Here is a 22,933-nt window from a genome sequence, read left to right on the forward strand (position 1 = left end):
GCGACATGTCGGACCAGGAACAGACGCGTCCCGCCGAGGACCGCTCCCCGCCCGAGTCCGAGCCGACGTCGCCCGAGCCGACGCCGCCCGAGTCCGAGCGGACGCCGCCCGAGCCGACGTCGCCCGAGCCGACGTCGCCCGAGCGGAGTGCCGCACCGCGGACGCCCCCGCGGGCCCCGGAAGCCAGGGAGCGGGAGGCGGAATCCACACGCCGCGGCCCCGGTGCGGAGGAGCTGGAGGACCGGTGGCGGCGAGCCCTCGCCGACCTCGACAATCTCCGTAAGCGCTACGCCCGTGAGCTTCCCCGGGAACGGGAGGCCGAGCGGGCCAAGGTGGCCGCGGCGTTCCTCCCGGTCGTCGACAACCTGGAACTGGCCCTCGCCCACGCGGGCGCCGACGACCGCGGCGCGATCGTCAGCGGAGTCCGGGCGGTACGCGACCAGGCCGTCGAGGTGCTGCGAAGCCTCGGCTACCCCCGCTACGAGGAGACCGGCGTCCCCTTCCACCCCGAGCAGCACGAGGTGGTGTCCGTGGTGGATGAACCCGACACACCTGCGGGCACCGTCGTCCAGGTGCTGCGGCCCGGTTACGGCGACCCCGGTCACCAGCTGCGGCCGGCCGCGGTAGCGGTCAGCCGCAAGCAGGAGTGAGGCCGCCATGGCAGAGGACTACTACGAGGTGCTCGGCGTCCCGCGCGGCGCCGACGCGGCCGAGATCCAGCAGGCGTTCCGTACCCTGGCTCGCCGCTACCACCCGGACGTCAACCGCGATCCGGCCGCCGAGGAGCGCTTCAAGCAGATCAACGAGGCGTACAGCGTGCTCTCCGACCCCGGCACCCGGTCGCGCTACGACCGTTTCGGCCCGGACTTCCGGCAGATCCCGGAGGACTACGACGAGCGCGTCGCGGCCGGCCAGGGCTTCGGCGGCGGAGCCGGCGCGTACCGCGGCAGTCCCTTCGCCGGCACCCGAGGCGACGGCCGGGCAGGCGCCCGGACCTGGACCGAGTCCGACTTCGACGCCTCCGGCGTGGACTTCGAGGATCTCTTCGGAGGCGTGTTCGGCGGCCGGGCCCGCGGCGCCGGGCGGGGCAGCCCGATCCCCGGCGCGGACCAGGAGGCCGAACTCACCCTCAGCGTGGAGGAGGCGTACCGCGGCGGCCGACGGAAGATCACCCTCGGCGGGCCCGGCGGGGAGCGCAGTTACGACGTCACCATCCCGGCGGGCGTCGTCGACGGGCAGCGCATCCGGCTCGCGGGGGAGGGCGGCCGGGGCCGCGGCCCGGGTTCCGCCGGGGACCTCTATCTGGTGGTCCGTATCGCCCGCCATCCCCGCTACCGGCTCGTCGGGCACGACGTCCACGTCGATCTGCCGGTCACCGCCTGGGAGGCCGCGCTGGGGGCGACGGTGCCGGTCTCCGGTCCGGGCGGGACGGTCAAGGCGCATGTGCCGCCCGGTACCTCCACCGGCCGCCGGTTGCGGCTGCGCGGCGAGGGGATGCCACGCCCCAAAGGTTCCCCGGGCCACCTCTACGCCGAAATCCAGGTGATGGTGCCGCCCTCGCCCAGCCCGCGTGAACGTGAGTTGTTCGAGGAACTGGCCGCGGTCTCCTCCTTCGACCCGAGGAAGCAGACATGAGAGCCGAACACCGTTCTCCCGCCGAAGGCGCCGGACAGCCCGGCTCCAGGGCTGCCTATCCGCTGGTGCGCGTCTACCGGACCAGTACCAGCCCCTATCAGCTCTCCATGGCCGCGGTGGCCGGCCGCAGTGGACTGCCGCCCGAACTCGTCAGGCGTTTCGTGGCTCTCGGTCTTGTCGACGCCGAGCGTGACGCCCGGGGCCGGCTGTGGTTCCGGGCGAGCGCGCCGTCGGCCCTCGCCCGAGTGCAGCGGCTGCGGGACGGACTGTGTCTCAACTACGCGGCCATCGGCGTCGTCCTGGACATGCTCGACCGCATCGAACGCCTGGAAACCGCACTGCGGCGCAGCGAACGAGCCGCCAAGGAGCCCACACCATGGACATGAATCGCCTCACCCAGAAATCCCAGGAAGCGCTCCAGGAAGCACAGAGCGCCGCGGTCCGTATGGGCCACACCGAGGTCGACGGGGAGCACCTGCTGCTGGCCCTGCTCGATCAGCGCGACGGCCTGACCACCCGTCTGCTGGCCGACGCCGGTGCCGACCCGGCCGCCCTGCGGGCCGCGGTCGAGGCCGATCTCGTCAAACGCCCCCGCACGACGGGTCCGGGCGCCGCCCCCGGCCAGGTGATGGTGACTCAGCGGCTGGCCCGGCTGCTCGACAGCGCCGAGCAGGAGGCCAAGCGGCTCAAGGACGAGTACGTCTCCACCGAGCACATGGTGCTGGCACTGGTGGACGAGGGGGCGACCAGCGCGGCCGGCCGCCGGCTCGGCGAACAGGGCGTCACCAAGGACTCCTTCCTCACCGCCCTCACCACGGTGCGCGGGAACCAACGGGTCACCTCCGCCACTCCTGAGGACGCCTACGAGGCCCTGGAGAAGTACGGGCGGGACCTCGTCGTGGAGGCCCGCACCGGCCGCCTCGACCCGGTGATCGGCCGGGACGCCGAGATCCGCCGGGTGATCCAGATCCTCAGCCGCAAGAGCAAGAACAACCCCGTCCTGATCGGCGAACCGGGTGTCGGCAAGACCGCCATCGTCGAGGGTCTGGCCCAGCGGATCGTGCGCGGCGACGTGCCGGAAGGGCTGCGGGACAAGACGGTGTTCTCGCTCGACATGGGGTCGCTGGTGGCCGGGGCGAAGTACCGCGGCGAGTTCGAGGAGCGCCTCAAGGCCGTTCTGGCGGAGGTCAAAGGCGCCGAGGGCCGGATCCTGCTGTTCGTGGACGAGCTGCACACCGTCGTCGGGGCCGGCGCCGCCGAGGGCGCGATGGACGCGGGCAACATGCTCAAGCCGATGCTGGCCCGCGGCGAGCTGCACATGATCGGGGCCACCACGCTGGACGAGTACCGCAAGCACATCGAGTCCGACGCCGCCCTGGAGCGCCGCTTCCAGACCGTCCAGGTGGACGAGCCGACCGTCGAGGACGCCATCTCCATCCTGCGCGGCATCCGCGAGCGCCTGGAGATCTTCCACGGCGTCAAGATCCAGGACAACGCCCTGGTCGCCGCGGCCACCCTCAGCCACCGCTACATCAGCGACCGCTTCCTCCCGGACAAGGCCATCGACCTGGTCGACGAGGCATGCGCCCGGCTGCGGACCGAGATCGACTCCATGCCCGCCGAACTCGACGAACTCACCCGGCGGGCGACCCGACTGGAGATCGAGGAGGCCGCGCTGGACCAGGAGACCGACCCGGCCAGCCGCGCCCGCCTGGAGGACCTGCGGCGCGAACTGGCCGACCTGCGCGGTGAGGTGGACGCCAAGCACGCCCAGTGGGAGGCCGAGCGCCAGGCCATCCGCAAGGTCCAGGAACTGCGCCAGGAATTGGAACGCGCCCGGCAGGAGGCCGAGCAGGCCGAACGCGCCTACGACCTCAACCGGGCCGCCCAGCTGCGCTACGGAACCGTCAGCGAACTGGAGCGCCGGCTGACCGCCGAGGAGGAACAGCTCGCCAACAAGCAGGGCGAGAGCCGACTGCTGCGCGAGGTGGTGACCGCCGAGGAGATCGCCGAGATCGTCTCGGCGTGGACCGGTATCCCCGTCACCCGCCTTCAGGAGGGTGAACGGCAGAAGCTGCTCAAGCTGGACGAGATCCTGCGCGAGCGGGTCGTGGGCCAGGACGAGGCCGTCCAGCTCGTCGCCGACGCGGTGATACGGGCCCGCTCCGGGGTACGCGACCCGCGGCGGCCGATCGGCTCCTTCATCTTCCTCGGCCCGACCGGTGTCGGGAAGACCGAGCTGGCCAAGACGCTGGCCGCGGCGCTGTTCGACAGCGAGAGCAACATGATCCGCCTCGACATGAGCGAGTACCAGGAACGCCACACCGTCAGCCGCCTGGTCGGCGCGCCCCCCGGATACGTGGGTTACGAGGAGGGCGGCCAGCTCACCGAGGCGGTCCGCCGCAAGCCGTACTCCGTCGTCCTGTTCGACGAGATCGAGAAGGCGCACGCCGACGTCTTCAACACCTTGCTCCAGGTGCTGGACGACGGCCGGATCACCGACGCGCAGGGACGTACCGTCGACTTCCGCAACACCGTGATCATCATGACCTCCAACCTCGGGTCGCAGTACCTGCTCCAGGACGCCACCCAGGCCGGCGAGATCAAGCCCGAGGCGCGGGCGCTGGTGATGACCGAACTCAACGGTCATTTCCGCCCCGAGTTCCTCAACCGCGTCGACGACATCGTCCTCTTCCACCCGCTCGGCATCGCGCAGATCGAGCGCATCGTCGACCTGCTCCTCGACGAACTGCGCGACCGCCTCTCCGAACAGCGCGTCACGCTCGTCCTCACCGAGCCGGCCCGCCACCTGATCGCGGCCGAGGGCTACGACCCGGTCTACGGAGCCAGGCCGCTGCGCCGCTTCATCTCGCACGAGGTCGAGACCAGGATCGGCCGGGCGTTGCTCAGCGGCGAGGCACGCGAAGGCGTGACCATCGTGGTCGACGCCGCAGGCGGCGAACTGACCGTCTCCCTCCAGGACCAGCCGCAGGAGCCGTGATGAGCACCTCTCAGGAAGGCCGCGACGACCGCCCGGCCCGTGACGGCACCACTGGCGCGCAGGCCCGGGTACGGACCGTCGTCTGCGCCAACTGCGGCCGGACCAACCGCGTACCCGCCGCGGCGGGCGGCAGTCCGCGCTGCGGAAACTGCCGGGCGCCGCTGCCGTGGATCGCCGAAGCGGGCGACGCCGACTTCGGTGAGGTCGCCGAGCAGGCGAGCCTGCCCGTGCTGGTCGACCTGTGGGCCACCTGGTGCGGCCCCTGCCGGATGGTGAGCCCAGCCCTGGAACAGGTCGCCGAGGACCTCGCCGGCCGGATCAAGCTCGTGAAGGTCGACATCGACACGTCACCGGCCCTGGCCAGACGGTTCGAGGTCCAGGCCGTCCCCACCCTGCTGATCCTCGACCACGGCAGGCCCGTCGCCCGCCAGACCGGCGCCGCGCCCGCGAACGCGCTCCGCCAGTGGGTGAACGAGTCGCTGTCGACGTCCCCCGGACCGGCCGATCCCGCGACCAGGAGGCCGTGATGACCACTCTTCCCGACCCGCACCTGTCCATGGTCCGGCCCGTGACGCCCAGGACACCGCAGGGCTGCGAGGACTGCCTGCGCATGGGGACTCCGTGGGTGCACCTGCGCCTGTGCCTGACCTGCGGCCACGTCGGATGCTGCGACTCCTCGCCGATGCGGCACGCCCGTGCCCACGCGGCAGCCGACGGGCACCCGATCGTGCGGTCGTTCCAGCCCGGCGAGGACTGGCGGTGGTGTTTCGTCCACGAGTCGATGGTCTGAGCCGGGCGGGCTCGCACGGCGCCTCCGACACCGCGTCCGCCGCTGTTCCCCTCCTCTGCCGTACGCGTCCACCGCTGTTCCTGACGAAGGAAGCGAACCGTCGTGATGCCGCCCCTGACCCCGACCGCCGACGTTCACGACGCCTACCCGCGGCTGACGGACGACCAGATCGCGCTCCTGGACCCCGCCGGACAGGTGCGGCAGGCCAGGGAGGGGGAACACCTCTTCCGGGCGGGCGAACGCACTGAACAGTTCTTCGTCGTCCTCAGCGGCACGGTGGCCGTGGTCGAAGGCCAAGGCGACCAGGAGCACGTCGTCCAGGTGCACGGTCGGCACAGCTTCCTCGGCGAACTCGGCGTGCTGGAGGGCCAGACCGCCTTCGTCAGCGCGGTGGTGAGAACACCGGGCGAGGTCCTGGCGGTGGGCTCGGCTGCCCTGCGCGATCTGCTCAGCCGCGAACCCGCGCTCGGCGACGTGATCCTCCGCGCCTACCTGCTGCGCCGTACGATGCTGGCCGGCGCGGGCACGGGCTTCCGCATCATCGGCTCCGCCTTCTCCTCCGACACCCGGCGGCTGCTGGAGTTCGCCGCCCGCAACCGCCTCCCGCACCGCTGGTTCGATCTGGAGAAGGACACCGAGGCCGAGGCGCTGCTCACGCGCCTGGGGATCGCTCCGCAGGAGACCCCGATCGTCGTCTGGAACGACCACCGGGTGCTGCGCAATCCCTCCAACGCCGCGCTCGCCCGGGTCATCGGGCTGCGCGCCGGGACCGCCGCGAAGGCCGTCTGCGACCTGGTGGTGGTCGGCGCGGGACCCGGTGGCCTGGCCGCCGCGGTGTACGGCGCCTCCGAGGGACTCTCCACCGTCGTGCTGGACGCCGTGGCGACCGGCGGCCAGGCCGGCACCTCCTCCCGGATCGAGAACTACCTCGGTTTCCCCGCCGGGATCTCCGGCATGGAGCTCGCCGAACGCGCCGTCGTACAGGCCAATCGGTTCGGCGCCCGGATCGACGTCCCCGCCGAGGCCACCGGCCTCGAACAGCGCGACGGGAACAGCGTGGTGCGGCTCGCCGACGGCGGCACGGTCACCGCCGCCAACATCGTGGTGGCCACCGGCGCGCGCTACCGGCGGCTGACCGCCCCCGGCGTCGAGCGGTTCAGAGGACTCGGGGTGCACTACGCCGCCACCGTCTGGGAGGCACGGACCTGTCGTCTCGATCCGGTGGCCGTCGTCGGCGGCGGCAACTCCGCCGGTCAGGCGGCCCTGTTCATGGCACGCGAGTCGCCCGCCGTCCACCTTCTGGTCCGCGGCGACGACCTGGAACACAGCATGTCCCGCTACCTGATCGACCGGATCGAGCGGCACTCGCGGATCCATGTCCGGCCGCATACCGAAGTCCGGGAGGTGACCGGCGAGGACCGGGTCGAATCCCTCGTCGTCGAGGACAACCGCACCCGCGAACAGCAGACGCTGGCGGTCCGCGCCCTGTTCGTGTTCATCGGCGCGCGCCCCGCCACGTCCTGGCTCGCCGACGCCGTCACCCTGGACCGGCGCGGCTTCATTCCCACCGGGCAGGACGTGGTCCACCTGACAGCGGACCTCTGGAATCCCCTCGCCCGCACCCCGCTCGCCCTGGAGACGGGTCTGCCGGGCGTCTTCGCCGTCGGCGACGTCCGCAGCGGCTCGGTCAAACGGGTCGCCTCCGCCGTCGGTGAGGGCGCCATGGCCGTCCGCCTGGCGCACGAGCACCTCGGTGAGGTGGGGCCACCCGCCGTCCGCTGACCTCAGCCCATGCCCGCTGACCTCAGCCCATGCCCGCCGCGAGAGGGTGACACGGCAGGCCCGGGCCTCGACCGCCGCGGACCGCTCGGACCTGACCCGCGGCGACTCGCCGCACCTCGCGGCACCTCCTGGCAAGGGGACACGTCAGCGAGGACCCGTACCGCCTTCCTCCACCACCGCCACCTCGCCCGCCGGAACGGCGACGACTCCCGGCACGCGGGCGCCGGACAGGAGGTCGGTCCCCGTGGCGGCCACATGCGTGGTCGCCTCGGTGTGGTTGACGACGAAGAGCCAGGACCGCTCCCCGGAAGGCCCGCTTCTGCGGATGACCTCCACGCCGTCGCCGGACCCCCGGGGCGCGGGCGCGCAACCGGCCTGCGCGGCCCACCGGGGAAGCAGGCGCAGGAGGGACGGGACGTCGGGGCGGGTGGCGAGATAGCGGACGTTTCCGCGGCGCAGGACCGCCGGGCCACCGGCCGCGGGCCCGTCGGCGAAGCGGCACTCCACCTCGGTCCCGGCGTCCGGGACGACCCGCTCGGCCCATACGTTCCCGGTCGAGCCGTCGTCCAGGGCGACGGTGGCTCCGGCCGTGAGCGGCAGGTACTCGTCCACGGTCAGGCCGAGCAGATCGCGGAGCGCTCCGGGGTACGGCCCGGGATGGACACGGTCGTCGGGGTCCACCACGCCGCTGAAGGGACCGACGACCAGGTGGCCGCCGCCTTCGACGTACGCCTCCAGGGCGCGCGCCGTCGAAGCGGACAGCGCGTACAGCGAGGGCACGAGCAGAAGCCGGTGCGCACCGGGGGCGGGAACGATGTCGCAGCCCAGACCGGCGGTCCACAGCGCGCGGTGCCAGGTGCGGAGCGCGTCGCCGCAAGTCAGGTCCGAGCTCGGCCGGTCGGGCAGCTCCAGGGCCCACATCGCCTCGTAGTCCAGGAGCAGCGCGACCGGGGCCTGCGGGCAGGTGCTCTCGGCGACGTCGGCCAGACGCGACACGGCGTTGCCGAGGGCGCTGGCCTCCCGCCGGACCCGGGTATCCTCGCCGCCGTGCGGGAGCATCGCCGAGTGCCATTTCTCCGGGCCGTACGCGGACTGCCGCCACTGGAAGAACAGCGTTCCGTCGGCGCCGCGGGCGAGGTGCGTCAGGGTGTTGCGGGCCATCTCGCCCGGGACTTTGGCGATGTTGCGGAGCTGCCACTGCACCCCGGAGGTGGAGTGCTCCATGAGCAGCCAGGGCCGCCCGCCGGCCAGCCCGCGGGTGAGGTCGGCGGCGAACGCGAGCTCGGCGGCGCGGTGCGGATCCTCGGACCCGAGGTAGTGGTCGTTGGAGACGATGTCGACCTCCCGCGCCCAGCGCCAGTAGTCGCTCCAACGCAGCGCGCTCGCCATGAAGTTGGTGGTGACCGGACGGCCGGGGGAGTGGGCGCGCACGATGTCGCGCTCGGCCCGGAAGCAGGCCAGGTGTTCGGCGTCGCTGAACCGGTAGAAGTCCAGCCACAGGGCGGGCGGGAGGCGGCTGGTACTGGTGCGCGGCGGGGTCACCTGGCTCCAGTCGCTGTAGGTCATGCCCCAGACGCCGGTGCCCCAGCGGTCGTTGAGGGCGTCCAGGTCGTCGCCGTACGTGGTGCGCAGCCAGGTGCGGAACGCCGTCGCGGAGGCCTCGCACCAGCAGTGCGCGTTGCCGTTGGCGTACTCGTTGTTGACGTGCCACATCACCACCGCGGGATGGTCGCCGTAGCGCTCGGCGAGGCGGCGGGTGACGATCGCGGCGCGCTCCCGGTAGAGCGGTGACGACGGGCAGTACGCCTGCCGCGAGCCGGGCGCCAGCCGCCGCCCGTCGGCGGTCACGGGCAGCGACTCCGGGTGGGCGTGCGAGAACCACAGGGGCGGAGCGGCCGTCGGCGTGGCCAGGTCGACGGCGATGCCCGACGCGTGCAGCAGCTCGACGGCCTCGTCGAGGCCGGAGAAGTCGAAGGCGTCCCGCCGGGGCTCGATCCAGGACCAGGCGAAGACGCCGAGCGAGACCAGATTGACCCCCGCCTCGCGCATCAGGCGGACGTCGTCCTTCCACGTCGCCGCGTCCCACTGCTCGGGGTTGTAGTCGGCGCCGTATGCGGGGCGCGGAACACGGCCCCAGACGGAATGCTGCCGGTCGGGTCGCGACATGCGCGGGCTCCTGAATCCTGGAATACGAAAAGGGGTGGGGAATGCGAGGACGAGTGAGGACGAGAGAAACGACGAGAACGGGGACGAGAGCGAGGGCGCGTGACGGCCCGCGAGGGCTCGGTGGGCGAACGGGGCCGGTGGAGGCACCGGTCCGGCCCCGCTCGGGTCAGGGGCGTACCGGGTGTCCCGTCCCTCAGCATTGAGCGGCGAATGCGCCCGGCGGCGAGCGGACGAGACACCTGGAAGGGAATGCGAAAGGCGCCGGGGAAAGCGTCGTGAAAACGCGCGGCGCACGTCGTGTCCGGGCGCCGAACGCGAGTGAAAGCACGGCCGGCGCTGCCTGGCCATGACGTCAGGCGCCGGTGAAGTGCGTCGGCCGGTGCGCCAACTTAGAGCGATCACCCAGGGGTGTCAACGCCCGTCGGCGGTCATCCCCGGCGCGCCCGCCGGCCGTACGGGACGGTGGCCGGGAGGGCCCCGGGTGACGTCCCGGGGAGCCGGTCCGCCGTGTCCCAGGTGCCGTTGAGGTGGCTGGAAAATCTTCCCGTCACCGTCTTGACCCCTCCCGGCAACGTGCGTACGTTTCCGGATCATACGTAGAAGCAGAGGCCATGACAGCTCAGCCACTCGTGCTCATACGTATGTGCACCCCTTTTGTGCGCTGTATCGCCACTCACGAGGAGCAGGAGTCAGCCATGCCCACCAGAAGAGCCTTTATCGCTCGCGCCGCCGGGGCGGCCCTCGCCATACCGCTGGGGGCGAGCGCTTGCAAGAGCGGTACGGCCGCCACGGGCGGTGCGGGCAAGGGCTCGGGCGCGCTGGTCTTCGGGAAGACCGACGGCGGGACGACCTTCATCCGCAACTACAACGTCTTCGGCCCCGCCATCCAGAAGTCGCCCAACGCCGAGATGATCTATGAGCCGTTGGCGCGGGTCGACTACAGCGACGGCGCGAAGGTCAAGCCCTGGCTGGCCAAGAGCCTGGAGTTCGATCCGACGGGCACCACGCTCACCGTGAAGCTGCGCGAGGACGTGACCTTCTCCGACGGCAAGCCCATGACCGCCGACGACGTGCTCTTCTCGCTGAACCTCCCGCTGAAGGACCCCAGTTTCAACCTCGGCGGCACCACGTACGACCGCGTCGCCAAGGTGGACTCCTCGACCGTCACGGTGCACTGGCCGCACGCCGCCTTCAGCGAGCTGAGCCAACTCGCCTCCATCCAGGTCCCGGTGGTGCCCGCGCACATCTGGCAGGGCAAGAACATCAAGAGCTGGTCCAACCCGGACCCGGTCGGCACCGGCCCCTTCACCCTGGACCGGTTCGCGCCCCAGCAGATCACCCTGCGCGCGCGGACCGACTACTGGGGCGGCCGGTTCGCCGTGAAGCAGATCAAGATCATTCCGACCAACGGAGACGCCCTGCGCGCGCAGTTGGTGCGCGGCGACGTGGACTGGGCGCTGGCGGCCTGGGGCAACGGCGAGCAGGAGTACACCGCCAAGGATCCCCGGCACAACCTCTACCAGAAGTACGCGACCGGCGGCGCCTACTCCCTCTTCTACAACACCGCGAAGGCGCCCTTCGACAACGTCCACGTACGGCGGGCGCTGGCGATGACGATTCCCCGCAAGGACATCGTCACCACCCTGGAGCGCCCCGGCACCGAGGCGGGCCCGACGGGGCTGGTGGACCAGATCTACGGGGACGTCATCCTGCCCGAGTACCGGGGCAAGGTGCAGCAGGTCGACGCCGAGGCGGCCAAGAGGGAACTCGCCCTCAGCGGCTACGAGGTCAAGGGCGGCAAGCTCGTCAAGGACGGCAAGTCCTACGCTCCGAAGCTCTCGTTCAACCAGGACTTCGGGTGGGACCCCTACGCGAACATGATGGTCCGCGGTTGGCAGGAGCACCTGGGGATCAAGGTCAAGTCGGTCGGCGCGCCCGGCGCCAACCTCTACGAGCAGCAGCAGACCGGCGAGTTCGACCTCACCATCAGCACCTCGGGCGGAGCGGGCGTCGCCGGTGTCTACAGCGCCCTGAGCAGCCGGGCGTCGCGGCCGCTCGGGCAGACGGCCGCCACCAACTTCGGCCGGTGGAAGGACGCGCCGACCGACGCCGCGATCACCGACCTGCTGTCGTCGGCCGACCCGGCCGTCACCAAGAGCGCGGGCGAGAAGCTGCAACGGATCGTCGCCGAGCAGGTGCCGTACAGCCCGATCTACAACAGCTACTGGTTCGTCCTGATCAACGCCAAGCGCTGGAGCGGCTGGCCCACCCCCGAGCACTTCTCCTACGTGCCCTTCCCCGGCAACGGTCCCGACGCCACCCTCACCCTGCTCAACTTGAAGCAGGCCACCACGTGACCGCGATCGCCGCCTCCGCCGTACCGGCGGCCGGCCGGTTCCGGATTCCGCGCCGCTGGGGATTCCTGCTGCGCCGACTGGGCTTCTACCTGGCAGCCACCTGGTCGGCGATCACCCTGAACTTCTTCCTGCCCCGGATGATGCCCGGCGATCCGTCGGCCGCGATCGTCGAGAAGCTCCAGACCGTCAGCGGTCAGCAGATGTCGCCGAGCGCCATGGAGTCCATCCAGAAGGTGTTCGGCAATCCGAACGCCGGTATCGGCCGCCAATACCTGGACTACCTCAGCCAGTTGGCGCACCTCGATCTGGGCGTCTCGATCAGCAACTACCCCACCCCGGTCACCAGCCTGCTCCGGCAGGGCCTGCCCTGGACGATGCTGCTGGTCGGCGTCACCACCGTGATCGCGTTCGTCCTGGGCACCGGCATCGGCGCGATGGCGGGCTGGAAGGCGGGCAGCCGGTTCGACACGATCGTCAGCCCGCTGACCACCTTCGTCTCGGCGGTCCCCTACTTCTGGATGGCGCTGATCGGCCTGTGGCTCTTCGCCTTCCAACTGGACTGGTTCCCGCTGGCCGGCGGATACGACGCCGACCTGACGATCGGCTTCTCGCCGTCGTTCGTCCTGAGCGTGCTGCACTACGGAGTGCTCCCGGCGGCGACCATCGTCTTCTCGGCCTTCGGCGGCTGGCTGCTGGGCATGCGCAACATGACCGTCACCACGGTCCGTGAGGACTACGTCCTGCTCGCCCAGGCCAAGGGCCTGTCCGGCCGCCGGGTGATGCTCCGCTACGCCGCCCGCAACGCGGTCCTGCCGAACTTCACCGGCTTCACCCTCGCACTCGGCCACGTCGTCGGCGGCGCCCTGCTCACCGAGGTCGTCTTCAACTACCCGGGCATCGGCTATCTGCTCTACACCTCTCTCCAACAGCGCGACTACCCGGTGATGCAGGGCGTGTTCTTCCTCATCACCCTCACCGTGCTGCTGGCCAACCTCCTGGCGGACTCCGTGTACGTGCTGCTCGACCCGCGCATCAGAGAAGGGGGGTGACCGGCCGTGCGTACCCTCTTCCTCCGCGGCTGGAAAGTCCGCATCGGCCTGGGCATCCTCGTCCTCTTCCTCCTGCTCGCCGTGTTCGGCCCCTGGCTGACGCACAGCCTGCTCGGCCTGGACCCGCGCGCCAACGACACCACCGCCATCTCCCGGTCGCCCGGCGTCGGACATCCGCTGGGCACCAACCAGTACGGGCAGGACATGCTCGCCCAGGTCGTGGCCGGTGCCCGCGGCTCGATGTACGTCGGCGTGCTCGGCGCGGTGGTCGGCACGGCGATCGCGATCCTGGTCGGCGTACCGGCCGGGTTCTACGGCGGCAAGATCGACGGCGCCCTGAACTTCCTGACGAATCTCTTCCTCGTCATGCCGACGCTGCCGCTCATCATGATCGTGGCCGGTTACCTCCAGGGCACAGGGCTCACCACGATCGCCCTGATCATCGGCTTCTTCGGCTGGTCGGGCGGCGCGCGCACCCTGCGCGCCCAGGCCATGAGCATCGCCAACCGCGACTTCGTACGCGCCATGCGGATGCTCGGCGAGCGCGGTCGCCGACTGGTCTTCGCCGAAGTGCTGCCGCATCTGACCGGCCTCATCGCGTCGATGTTCCTGCACGCGATGATCGGCGCCGTCATGGCCGAGGCGGGACTGGCCTTCCTCGGCATCTCCGACTCCTCGTCGATCAGTTGGGGGACGATGATCCAGGGAGCGCAGCAGCAGAGCGCGGTCCTGCGCGGCCTGTGGTGGTGGTTCGTGCCGCCCGGCCTGTGCATCGCCCTGATCGGCACCGCGGCGGCGCTGGTCAACTTCGGCATCGACGAACTGGCCAACCCCAAACTGCGCGTCGCCCGACCGGTGTCCGCCCGGCGCACCAGGCAACTGGCGCGGACGGGAGGCGCGGCCTGATGACCGTCCACACAGAGCCGAAGCACCGGCCGCTGATCCCCGCGGGACAGACCGTCCTCGAAGTCCGCGGCCTGACCGTCGAATACGCCACCGGAGCCGATCCGGTGCGCGCCTGCTCCGACATCTCCTTCACCCTGCGCCGAGGGGAGATCCTCGGCGTCGCCGGAGAGTCCGGCTCGGGGAAATCCACGCTGATCACCGCCCTGACCCGGCTCCAGCGCCCGCCGGCCGTCACCACCGCGGGCGAGATCCTCTTCCACGGCAGGGACGGCGCGCCACCGGTCGACCTCGCCGCGCTCGACGGCAAGCGGATGCGCCGCTACCGGTGGACGGCCCTGTCCATCGTGCTCCAGTCCGCGATGGACGCGCTGAACCCGGTGATGCGCATCGGCGCCCAGTTCGCCGACGTCCTGCGCGCCCACGACCGCGCGCTGAACAAGCGGGCCGCCTGGGCGCGGGCGGCCGAACTGCTCGGCCTGGTCGGCATCTCCGAGGACCGGATCCGCGATTACCCGCACCAGTTGTCCGGCGGAATGCGTCAGCGCGCCGCCATCGCCCTGGCCCTGGCCTGCGGGCCGGAGCTGGTGGTGATGGACGAGCCCACGACCGCCGTCGACGTGGTCATGCAGCGGCAGATCCTCGCCCAAGTGCTGCGCCTGCGCGCGGAATTGGGCTTCGCCGTCGTCTTCGTCACCCACGACCTGTCGCTGCTGCTGGAGCTGGCCGACCGTATCGCCGTGATGTACGCGGGCCGCATCGTCGAGGTGGGCGAGGCCGCGGCCATCTACGGGGCGCCCAAGCACCCCTACACCCAGGGGCTGCGCGACTCCTTCCCGCCGCTGCACGCCCCGCTGCGCGATCTGCACGGCATCCCCGGCACACCCTCCGACCTGCGCCGACTGCCGTCGGGCTGCCCGTTTCACCCGCGCTGCGCGCGGCGGACGGACGGGTGCGACGAGCGGCTGCCGCTGCTGCTGCCGGTGGGCCCCGGGCCGGGACACGAAGCGGCGTGCCTGCTCAACGAGACCGACGGCGACAACGGAGGCGAGACCCGATGAGCGAGCACATGACCGAGGCCGTGTCCGCTCCGGACGAAGAGGCCCGCACGCCCGACGCGGCGCACGAAGCGCCGCCGTATGTACTGGAGGCCCTGGACGTCTCCAAGCACTTCACCGCCCGCGGCGCGCTCGGCCGTACCTCCGTCGTCCGCGCGGTCGAGGACGCCACGGTCCGGCTGAAGCCCGGTCAGATCCTGGCGCTGGTGGGGGAGAGCGGCAGCGGGAAGACCACGCTCGCACGGATGCTGGCCCGCTTCCACGAACCGACGCGGGGCGAGATCCTGCTGCGCGGCGAGCCGGTGAGCCGCAGCAGGCGGGGGCGGCGCGCCTACCACTCCGAGGTCCAGATGATCTTCCAGGACCCCTTCGGCTCCCTGAACCCGATGCACCGGGTCCGCTACAACCTCGACCGGGCGCTGCGGCTGCACCACCCGCACCTGTCCGCGGCCGAACGCGAGCAGCGGATGACGCTGCTGCTGGAGAAGGTCAGCCTCACCCCGGCCGCCGAATTCGCCGCGAAGTTCCCGCACGAGCTGTCCGGGGGCCAGCGCCAGCGCGTCGTCATCGCCCGCGCGCTCGCCGTGGAACCCAAAGTGCTGCTCGGGGACGAGCCGATCTCCATGCTCGACGTCTCCATCCGGCTGGAGATGCTCAATCTGCTCCAGCGACTGCGCGCCGAGGACGGCCTGGCGCTGCTGTACATCACGCACGACATCGCCAGCGCCCGCTACCTGTGCGACGAGATCGCCGTGATGTACGCAGGGCAGATGGTGGAGTCGGGACCGAAGGAGGACGTCATCGCGTCCCCCCAGCACCCGTACACCAAGCTGCTCATCGAGTCCTCGCCCGACCCCGAGCGCGGTGTCGGCGACCGCGAGGCGTTCTTCGCGGGCGCCGACGAACTGGGCGAGCCGCCCAGCCTGATCGACCCGCCCGCGGGCTGCCGCTTCCACCCCCGCTGCCCGTTCGCGATGAAGGAGTGCGCCGAGCAGGCCCCACCGGTCACCGACCTCGGCGACGGCCACTGGGCGAAGTGCTGGCTGCACGCCAAGGGCCGGGCCGGGGTGATGGCCGGCACGACACACGCCGCGGCGACCACCGCCCGGCGGGAAGCACTCCAGGGGGCGTGATGACAGGACAACGACGCGGCAGGGCGCCCAACCAGGCGGACGTGGCACGGCTCGCCGGAGTGTCCCAGTCGGCGGTGTCCCGGGTGATCAGCGGTGACGCGGCGACCGCGCGGATCTCGGAGGAGACCCGGCGGCGGGTCTTCGACGCCGTGAAGGAGTTGGGCTACGTCGCCAACCCCGCCGCCCGGGCGATGCGCAATCAGCGCAACAACCTGCTGGGCGTGCACACCTTCGAGCGGGTCTTCCCGCACGCGCGCGAGGACTTCTACTTCGAGTTCCTGCTCGGCATCGAGGAACGCGCGGAGGAGACCGGCTTCGACCTGGTGCTGTTCACCTCCACCGGGGCCGGCGGCGACGGCGAGCGCAAGATCTACCGGGGCGGCACGAACCGGCTGAATCTGGCCGACGGCAGCATCCTGCTCGGTGTGGCGACCGACCGCGGCGAGCTGGCCCGGCTCTGGTACGAGGGGTACACCTTCGTGCACATCGGCCGCCGCGAGGTGCCCGGCGCGGAGATCCCGCAGATCATCCCCGACTACCGGTCGGCCAGCGGACAGATCGTCGAGCGCCTCGCGGACCACGGCCACCGGCGGTTCGGCTACGTGCGCGACTGGCTGGAGCTGGAACCGTACGCCGACCGCCGCACCGGCTACGCCGAGGCCATCGCGCGGCTCGGGCTGACGGACACCTCCCCTGGCCACCTCGGCGCGGCCGACCTCGACCAGGCGTGGCTGGACGAGGTGGCGGACGGCGGCGCGACCGCCGTCGTGGTGGAGAGCGTACGGCTCGCGGAATCGCTGCGTGACGGCCTCGCGAGCCGGGGCCGCAAGATCCCCGAGGACGTCTCGGTCGCCGTACTGGAAGGGGCTTCCGCGGACCTCGCCGGTCAGTGGGCCTCGCTGGAGATCCCCCGCAAGGAGATCGGCCGGATCGCCGTGGACCAGCTGCACGCGATGCTCGACGACCCCGGCAAGCGGGCCGAGAGCGTCCTCGTGCCGTGCCCGCTGGTCCCCGGCGCCACCATCGCGGCGGTGAGCTGACAGGAGCGGCCGCACAGCACGCATCTCACGACAGCGGGCGGCGTCCGTCGATCACGGCTGCCCTGAAGACACCCGGCACGACCACCGAGCCGGAACCGACCGTTCCGACCGGCAGAGACCGGTGACAAGGAGTTCTTGGGCACATGGCAGAGATACGAACAGAGATCCTCGTGGTCGGCGGTGGGCTGGGCGGCGTCGCGGCCGCGCTCACGGCGGCGCGGCTCGGCCGTACGGTGGTGCTCACCGAGCCCACCGACTGGCTCGGCGGGCAGCTCACCGCCCAGGCCGTGCCACCCGACGAGCACCCCTGGATCGAAGGCCCCGCCTGCCCACCCGGCTACGCCGACCTGCGCAGACGCGTGCGCGACTACTACCGCCGCAACTACCCGCTCACGCCCGGGGCGGCGCGGGACCCCCGACTCGATCCGGGTCTCGGCATCGTCAGCCGGATGTGTCACGAACCGCGGGTGGGCGCGGCCGTCATCGAGGAGATGCTGGCCCCCTGGCGGGCCTCCGGCGCGATCACCGTGCTGACCGGGTACGAGCCCGTCGCCGCGCACACCGAGGGCGACCGCGTCGAGGCGGTCACGCTGGCCGGACGGCACGACGACCGCCGGATCACCGTCCACGCCTCCTACGTCGCGGACGCCACCGAACTCGGCGACCTGCTGGAACTGGCCGGTGTGGAACACGTCATCGGCGCCGAGGGCCGCGACGAGACCGGCGAGCCCCACGCGCCCGACACCGCCGACCCCCTCGACCAGCAGGCCGTGTCCTGGTGCTTCGCCCTGGAACACCGGCCGGGCGAGGACCACGTCATCGACCGGCCGGACACCTACGACCACTGGCTCACCACCACCGCGCCCTTCTGGCCGGGACCGCAGCTCTCCCTCACCGACGTCGTTCCGATCACTCTCGAAGAGCGCACCTGGACGCTGATGGGCGCCGACCAGAGCGCGGGGGAGCACTTCGACCTGTGGCAGTTCCGGCGCGTCCTGGCCCGCGAGCAGTTCGCGCCCGGAGCCTTCGCCTCGGACCTCACCGTCGTCAACTGGCCCCAGATCGACTACTGGGAGGCGCCGCTGCTCGGTGTGAGCGCCGAGGCCCGGCAGGCGGCCCTCGCCGCCAGCCGCGACCTGTCGCTGTCCTTCCTGCACTGGCTCCAGACCGAGGCCCCGCGCCCCGACGGCGGCACCGGCTACCCCGGCCTGCGCCCGCGCCCCGATGTCACCGGCACCGCGGACGGCCTGGCCAAGACGCCGTACATCCGCGAATCCCGCCGTATCAAGGCGGAGTTCACCGTCCTCGAACAGCACGTCGGAGTCCAGGCGCGGCCCGAGGGCGCGGGCAGCGAGGTCTTCCACGACAGCGTCGGCCTCGGCAGCTACCGCATCGACCTGCACCCCTCCACCACCGGCCGGACCTACATCGACATCGACTCCTACCCGTTCCAGATCCCGCTGGGCGCGCTGATCCCGGTCCGGGTCGACAATCTGCTGCCCGCCAACAAGAACATCGGCACCACCCACATCACCAACGGCTGCTACCGCCTGCACCCCGTGGAGTGGGCCATCGGCGAGGCCGTCGGCGCTCTGGCCGGATTCTGCCTGGACCGGGCGCTGCCGCCGCGCAAGGTCCGGTCCGACCAGGCGCAACTGGCCGACTACCAAAGGCTGCTGAGCCGTACCCTCGGCATTTCGCTGGCCTGGCCCGAGGCGGTCAGGACCCGGACGGAGGACCGATGAACCAGGGAGAGCCCACGATGCCGAACCCGGCGCGCGCCGACGACCACGAGACCCGTATCGCCGACCTGCTCGGCCGGATGACCGTCGAGGAGAAGTTCGGACAGTTGCAGCAGCTCGCCTGGGCCTGGAACACCGGTCCCGGCGGGGGCAGTACCGGCGCGGTCGAGGCCGCGGCGCGCAAGGGCCTGCTCGGCTCGGTGCTCAACGTGGTCGGCGCCGCGAACAGCAACGCCGTTCAGCGCATCGCGGTGGAGGAGTCCCGGCTCGGCATTCCGCTGGTCTTCGGCCTGGACGTGATCCACGGATTCCACACCACGTTCCCCATTCCGCTGGCCCAGGCGGCGGCCTTCGACCCGGCCGTGACGCGGACCGACGGCGAGGTCTCGGCGGCCGAGGCCCGGTCCAACGGCGTCCACTGGACGTTCTCGCCGATGGTGGACGTCACCCACGAGCCCCGGTGGGGCAGGATCGCCGAGAGCCCCGGCGAGGACCCGTATCTGGCCGCGCGCTACGCGGTGGCCAAGGTGCACGGGTACCAGGGGGACGACCTGTCCGCGCCGGACCGGGTGGCCGCCTGCGCCAAGCACTTCGCGGCGTACGGCGGCGCCGAGGGCGGGCGCGACTACAACACCGTGGACGTCTCCGAGCAGCGGCTGCGCAACCTCTACCTGCCGCCGTTCGAGGCCGCCGTCGCGGCGGGAGCGGCCACCGTCATGGCCGCCTTCAACACCGTCAGCGGCGTTCCCGCGCACGCCAACCCCCGTACGCTGACCGGCGTTCTGAAGGACGGCTGGGGGTTCGACGGGGTCGTGGTCAGCGACTGGACGGGGGTCCAGGAGCTGATCGCGCACGGCAGCGCGGCCGACGAGGCCGACGCCGGGCGGCTGGCGCTGTCGGCGGGTGTGGACCTGGAGATGGTGTCCACCACCTTCGTCGACCACGGCCCGGCCCTGCTGGAGCGCGGCGAGTTGAGCCAGGAGCGGCTGGACGACGCCGTGGCCCGCGTCCTGCGGCTGAAGCTGCGGCTCGGTCTGTTCGAGCGGCCGTACGTCGAGGAGTCCGCCGAGATCACCGCCCCGAGCGCCGCCGCACGGGCCGCCGCCCGCGAGGTGGCGGGCCGCTGCGTGGTGCTGCTGAAGAACGACGGCGGAGCGCTGCCGCTGGACGGGACCGCCATCGGGACGCTCGCCGTCCTCGGCCCGTTCGCGGACAGCGGCGATCTGCTGGGGACGTGGGCGCTGCCCGGAGCGCCCGAGGCCGCCCCGGTCCTGCGGAGCCTGCGCGAAGCCCTGCCGGACGCGGTTGTCACCCATGCCCCGGGCGTCCCCGCGGACGGCTCCGACGTCTCCGGCCTTCCGGAGGCCGTCGCGACGGCCTCGGCCGCCGACGCCGTCGTCCTGGTGGTGGGTGAGCCCTCCGAGATCAGCGGAGAGGCGGCGGTCCGCAGCGACCTGGGACTTCCCGGCCGCCAGGAGGAGTTGATCAGGGCGGTCGCCGCGACGGGCACGCCGTGTGTGGTGGTGCTCGTGGGCGGGCGGCCGTTGACGATCGGGGACTGGGCGGACCAGGTGCAGGCGGTCGTCATGGCCTGGCACCCCGGTATCGAGGCGGGCCCGGCCGTCGCCGACGTGCTCACCGGGGCCGTCGTCCCGGGCGGCAAGCTCCCCGTGACCTTTCCGCGGACGGTGGGCCAGGTCCCGCTGTACTACAACCACGAGCGCACCGGCCGCCCGTACGACCCGGCCGTGCCGGAGGAGAAGTACGTCTCGAAGTACCTCGACGTCCAGGACGGCCCGCGATTCCCCTTCGGCCACGGCCTGAGCTACACCGACTTCGCCCTCGACGAGCCGACGCTCAGCCGCGAGCGGATCACGGTGCGCGAACTCCTGGCGGGCGAGACGGTCGAGGTCACCGTCCGCGTCCGCAACACCGGCGAGCGCGAAGGGGAGGAGGTCGTCCAGCTCTACGTCCAGGACCCCGTGGCCGCCATCGCCCAGCCGGTCCGCCGCCTGCGGGGCTTCGACCGGGTCCGGCTGGCCGCAGGGGAGGAGCGGACGGTCCGCTTCACACTCGGCGCCGACGACGTCGGCTTCTGGACGAACGACCCGGCCGGGGTCTTCACCGTGGAGCCGGGCGAGATCCACGTCCACACCGGCAACAGCTCGCGCACCCAAGCGCGCCGGACCTTCCGGATCACCTGACCAAAGCGATACCCGACCATCCCGATACCCGGCCTTCCGGCCCGCCTGACCATCGGGATACCTGACCAGAGCCTCCGCGCAGAGGCGTACCGCCCGCGCGGGCACATCATCTCGACCCACGGAAAGGAGCGCGCACGAGGTCCCGTGGAGCCGGATCCGGGGTCCGCGACGCCGTGAACGTCGCGGCCCGGAAGCGCACACGGACTGCCCGGCACCGCGCCGGTACACGCCGGACGCGGTTGGCCGAGGCATGCCCCCACCACGATTCATCGGCTGCGTGCCTGTGCGTCGACATACGCACGCAGTGAGGGAGAACCATGAGAGCAAAGGCGCTCACACTCGCGATCGTACCTGTCGTCCTCGGCTGTCTGCCCGCCACAACGGTCGCGGCACACGCCGCGACGGCGACGTACTACGTCTCGCCGAGCGGCAGCGACAGCAACACCGGACTGTCACCCGCCCAGGCGTGGAAGACCGTCGCGAAGGTCAACGGCTCCACCTTCCCCCAGGGAAGCTCCGTCTCCTTCGAAGGCGGGCAGACCTTCACCGGCTGCCTGGTCTTCAACTCCGTCAACGTGCCCTCGTCGTCCGCGTCCACGCCGTTCGTGGTGAACTCCTACGGCACCGGGCTGGCCACCCTCTCCTCGAACTGCACCGGCGACTACTCGGCGGCCGTGACGGCCGACAACGTCAGCGGCTTCCAGTTGACCGGACTGAAAGTGGTCAACGGCTCCACGACCGCGGCCGGCGTCCTGCTGGAGAACCAGAACGGCACGGCCGCCACCCAGGGGCTGGCGGTGTCCGGCTCCGACATCTCCGGATTCTCCACACCCGCCGGAAGCAGCAGCTCGTTCGGCGGGGAGATCATGATCCTCGGCTACGCGGTCAACGGGCACAGCGGGCCCCTGAACGACGTCCAGATCCGTCACAACAAGCTGCACGGCGCGAGCGTGACCTCACCGGACGGCCCCGGCATCTACGGCTGGGGCTCCGGGGAGAACATCACCGACGTCACGGTCGAGGGCAACACGGTCTACAACCTCGGCATGCCCGCGAAGGATACGGGTGCGGGCATCACCGGCAACGGCTGGGACGGCGCGGTGATCCAGCACAACGTGATCCACGACGTGGGCGCGAACGTGACCTCCTGCGGCGGCGCGAGCGGCATCGAGACGTACACCTCGAACAACGTCACCATCAGGTACAACGAGGTCTACAACGTGCAGCCGTACCCGGCGTTCACGGCCGGGTGCGACTGGGACGGCATCGACCTCGACGGCGGCACGACGAACTCGGTGGTCGAGTACAACTACACCCACCACAACGCCGGCAGCGGCCTGCTCGCCTACACCTCGACCGTCGACTCCAAGGTGTGGGGTCCCAACACCTACCGCTACAACATCTCCGAGAACGACGACTGGGCCAAGATCCAGGGCGGCCTGATGACCGTCGTGCCCAACGCGCCGAAGAACGCGCTGTCGGTCTACGGGAACACCTTCTTCACCAACGTCGCCCAGAGCACCAAGTCCACGGCCAGCGCCTGCTTCAACTTCGGCTACAGCGCGGGCACCTGGGCCGGCGGCTCACTGATCGCGGACAACATCTGCGACATGGGCAACAGGGACCAGTACGGTCACCCCGGCCAGTTCTACTACAACGCCTACGGCCAGACCGGCATGACCCTGTCGCACAACCTGTACTACGCGGCCAGCTCCCCGGCCTGGCGCTGGGGCGGCACCACCTACAGCACCTTCGCCGCGTGGCAGGCCGCGGGAGTGGAGACCGGACCGGTCTTCGGCGACCCGCTGTTCACCTCGCCCGGCACCGGCGGCACCTGCGCCTGGACGCCGTCCTCCGGCGCGGGACCGCAGCCGTGCCCGCAGGCGTACACGCTCGCCTCCGGTTCCCCGGCCGCGGGTTCGGGAGTCGCCGTCTCCGGCAACGGGGGCGTGGACTACTACCAGAACGCGATCCCCGGCACCCCCAACATCGGCGCCGACGCCGGTTAGCACCCTGGCCCGCACCTGCCGGGGCGGCCCGTCGCACGCGATGAGCGGCGGGCCGCCCCGGCGC

At 71.4% G+C, this 22,933-nt stretch carries 17 protein-coding genes; 16 read left to right on the plus strand and 1 reads right to left on the minus strand.

Annotation, left to right across the window (positions count from 1 at the left end):
• Positions 1-5: 5 nt before the first annotated feature.
• The 7 genes from ACIO6U_RS21425 to ACIO6U_RS21455 all read left to right on the plus strand — a co-directional run bounded on the left by ACIO6U_RS21425 (position 6) and on the right by ACIO6U_RS21455 (position 7,208).
• Positions 6-650, plus strand: a complete 645-nt coding sequence (locus ACIO6U_RS21425) for a nucleotide exchange factor GrpE (protein ID WP_401721300.1) — start codon at positions 6-8, stop codon at positions 648-650.
• Positions 651-657: 7 nt separating this feature from the next.
• Positions 658-1,635 (plus strand): J domain-containing protein, encoded by a 978-nt coding sequence (locus ACIO6U_RS21430; protein ID WP_355332789.1) that lies wholly within the window; start codon positions 658-660, stop codon positions 1,633-1,635.
• On the plus strand, positions 1,632-2,021 hold the full coding sequence (locus ACIO6U_RS21435; RefSeq protein WP_355332787.1) for a chaperone modulator CbpM: 390 nt from the start codon (positions 1,632-1,634) through the stop codon (positions 2,019-2,021). The genes ACIO6U_RS21430 and ACIO6U_RS21435 overlap by 4 nt, the downstream gene beginning before the upstream one ends.
• The gene (clpB, locus tag ACIO6U_RS21440) at positions 2,012-4,636 is read left to right on the plus strand and encodes an ATP-dependent chaperone ClpB (protein WP_401721303.1); all 2,625 of its coding nucleotides are present in this window, start codon (positions 2,012-2,014) and stop codon (positions 4,634-4,636) included. The genes ACIO6U_RS21435 and clpB overlap by 10 nt, the downstream gene beginning before the upstream one ends.
• On the plus strand, positions 4,636-5,163 hold the full coding sequence (gene trxA / locus ACIO6U_RS21445) for a thioredoxin (RefSeq protein WP_355332781.1): 528 nt from the start codon (positions 4,636-4,638) through the stop codon (positions 5,161-5,163). Before clpB ends, trxA begins: the two co-directional genes overlap by 1 nt.
• On the plus strand, positions 5,163-5,426 hold the full coding sequence (locus tag ACIO6U_RS21450) for a UBP-type zinc finger domain-containing protein (protein WP_401306912.1): 264 nt from the start codon (positions 5,163-5,165) through the stop codon (positions 5,424-5,426). The genes trxA and ACIO6U_RS21450 overlap by 1 nt, the downstream gene beginning before the upstream one ends.
• A 105-nt stretch (positions 5,427-5,531) precedes the next feature.
• Positions 5,532-7,208, plus strand: coding sequence for an FAD-dependent oxidoreductase (locus tag ACIO6U_RS21455; RefSeq protein WP_401721613.1), 1,677 nt, complete (start codon positions 5,532-5,534; stop codon positions 7,206-7,208).
• Positions 7,209-7,352: 144 nt separating this feature from the next.
• On the opposite strand, the gene ACIO6U_RS21460 is transcribed toward ACIO6U_RS21455, so the two are convergent.
• On the minus strand, positions 7,353-9,374 hold the full coding sequence (locus ACIO6U_RS21460; RefSeq protein WP_401721307.1) for a beta-galactosidase: 2,022 nt from the start codon (positions 9,372-9,374) through the stop codon (positions 7,353-7,355).
• A 695-nt stretch (positions 9,375-10,069) separates the two neighbouring features.
• Here ACIO6U_RS21460 and ACIO6U_RS21465 point away from each other — a divergent pair.
• The 9 genes from ACIO6U_RS21465 (at position 10,070) to ACIO6U_RS21505 (ending at position 22,869) form a co-directional block, all read left to right on the plus strand.
• A complete protein-coding gene (locus tag ACIO6U_RS21465) occupies positions 10,070-11,731 on the plus strand; it encodes an ABC transporter substrate-binding protein (RefSeq protein ID WP_401721310.1) in 1,662 nt (553 codons plus the stop codon).
• Positions 11,732-11,736: 5 nt separating this feature from the next.
• On the plus strand, positions 11,737-12,780 hold the full coding sequence (locus ACIO6U_RS21470) for an ABC transporter permease subunit (protein WP_391161381.1): 1,044 nt from the start codon (positions 11,737-11,739) through the stop codon (positions 12,778-12,780).
• Positions 12,781-12,786: 6 nt separating this feature from the next.
• Positions 12,787-13,686, plus strand: coding sequence for an ABC transporter permease (locus tag ACIO6U_RS21475; protein WP_401721313.1), 900 nt, complete (start codon positions 12,787-12,789; stop codon positions 13,684-13,686).
• On the plus strand, positions 13,686-14,744 hold the full coding sequence (locus ACIO6U_RS21480; protein WP_401721315.1) for an ABC transporter ATP-binding protein: 1,059 nt from the start codon (positions 13,686-13,688) through the stop codon (positions 14,742-14,744). The genes ACIO6U_RS21475 and ACIO6U_RS21480 overlap by 1 nt, the downstream gene beginning before the upstream one ends.
• Complete coding sequence (locus ACIO6U_RS21485) at positions 14,741-15,874, plus strand: ABC transporter ATP-binding protein (protein ID WP_401721318.1); 1,134 nt, start codon at positions 14,741-14,743, stop codon at positions 15,872-15,874. Before ACIO6U_RS21480 ends, ACIO6U_RS21485 begins: the two co-directional genes overlap by 4 nt.
• Positions 15,874-16,914, plus strand: coding sequence for a substrate-binding domain-containing protein (locus ACIO6U_RS21490; RefSeq protein ID WP_391046419.1), 1,041 nt, complete (start codon positions 15,874-15,876; stop codon positions 16,912-16,914). Before ACIO6U_RS21485 ends, ACIO6U_RS21490 begins: the two co-directional genes overlap by 1 nt.
• A 143-nt stretch (positions 16,915-17,057) precedes the next feature.
• Complete coding sequence (locus ACIO6U_RS21495; RefSeq protein WP_401306928.1) at positions 17,058-18,659, plus strand: FAD-dependent oxidoreductase; 1,602 nt, start codon at positions 17,058-17,060, stop codon at positions 18,657-18,659.
• Positions 18,656-20,860 (plus strand): glycoside hydrolase family 3 N-terminal domain-containing protein, encoded by a 2,205-nt coding sequence (locus ACIO6U_RS21500; protein ID WP_401721321.1) that lies wholly within the window; start codon positions 18,656-18,658, stop codon positions 20,858-20,860. The genes ACIO6U_RS21495 and ACIO6U_RS21500 overlap by 4 nt, the downstream gene beginning before the upstream one ends.
• Positions 20,861-21,177: 317 nt before the next feature.
• On the plus strand, positions 21,178-22,869 hold the full coding sequence (locus ACIO6U_RS21505; protein WP_401721324.1) for a right-handed parallel beta-helix repeat-containing protein: 1,692 nt from the start codon (positions 21,178-21,180) through the stop codon (positions 22,867-22,869).
• The last annotated feature ends 64 nt before the right edge of the window (positions 22,870-22,933 follow it).

It is taken from the genome of Streptomyces sp. NPDC087422 (assembly GCF_044744145.1).
Classification (GTDB): Bacteria; Actinomycetota; Actinomycetes; order Streptomycetales; family Streptomycetaceae; genus Actinacidiphila.

Excerpts from the sequence above, each read along its gene's own strand:
- ACIO6U_RS21490 (WP_391046419.1), top strand. The coding sequence starts at position 15,874 with ATGACAGGACAACGACGCGGCAGGGCGCCCAACCAGGCGGACGTGGCA.
- ACIO6U_RS21465 (WP_401721310.1), top strand. The coding sequence starts at position 10,070 with ATGCCCACCAGAAGAGCCTTTATCGCTCGCGCCGCCGGGGCGGCCCTC.
- trxA (WP_355332781.1), top strand. The coding sequence starts at position 4,636 with ATGAGCACCTCTCAGGAAGGCCGCGACGACCGCCCGGCCCGTGACGGC.
- ACIO6U_RS21460 (WP_401721307.1), bottom strand. The coding sequence starts at position 9,374 with ATGTCGCGACCCGACCGGCAGCATTCCGTCTGGGGCCGTGTTCCGCGC.
- clpB (WP_401721303.1), top strand. The coding sequence starts at position 2,012 with ATGGACATGAATCGCCTCACCCAGAAATCCCAGGAAGCGCTCCAGGAA.
- ACIO6U_RS21450 (WP_401306912.1), top strand. The coding sequence starts at position 5,163 with ATGACCACTCTTCCCGACCCGCACCTGTCCATGGTCCGGCCCGTGACG.
- ACIO6U_RS21485 (WP_401721318.1), top strand. The coding sequence starts at position 14,741 with ATGAGCGAGCACATGACCGAGGCCGTGTCCGCTCCGGACGAAGAGGCC.
- ACIO6U_RS21480 (WP_401721315.1), top strand. The coding sequence starts at position 13,686 with ATGACCGTCCACACAGAGCCGAAGCACCGGCCGCTGATCCCCGCGGGA.
- ACIO6U_RS21500 (WP_401721321.1), top strand. The coding sequence starts at position 18,656 with ATGAACCAGGGAGAGCCCACGATGCCGAACCCGGCGCGCGCCGACGAC.
- ACIO6U_RS21505 (WP_401721324.1), top strand. The coding sequence starts at position 21,178 with ATGAGAGCAAAGGCGCTCACACTCGCGATCGTACCTGTCGTCCTCGGC.
- ACIO6U_RS21430 (WP_355332789.1), top strand. The coding sequence starts at position 658 with ATGGCAGAGGACTACTACGAGGTGCTCGGCGTCCCGCGCGGCGCCGAC.
- ACIO6U_RS21455 (WP_401721613.1), top strand. The coding sequence starts at position 5,532 with ATGCCGCCCCTGACCCCGACCGCCGACGTTCACGACGCCTACCCGCGG.
- ACIO6U_RS21435 (WP_355332787.1), top strand. The coding sequence starts at position 1,632 with ATGAGAGCCGAACACCGTTCTCCCGCCGAAGGCGCCGGACAGCCCGGC.
- ACIO6U_RS21425 (WP_401721300.1), top strand. The coding sequence starts at position 6 with ATGTCGGACCAGGAACAGACGCGTCCCGCCGAGGACCGCTCCCCGCCC.
- ACIO6U_RS21495 (WP_401306928.1), top strand. The coding sequence starts at position 17,058 with ATGGCAGAGATACGAACAGAGATCCTCGTGGTCGGCGGTGGGCTGGGC.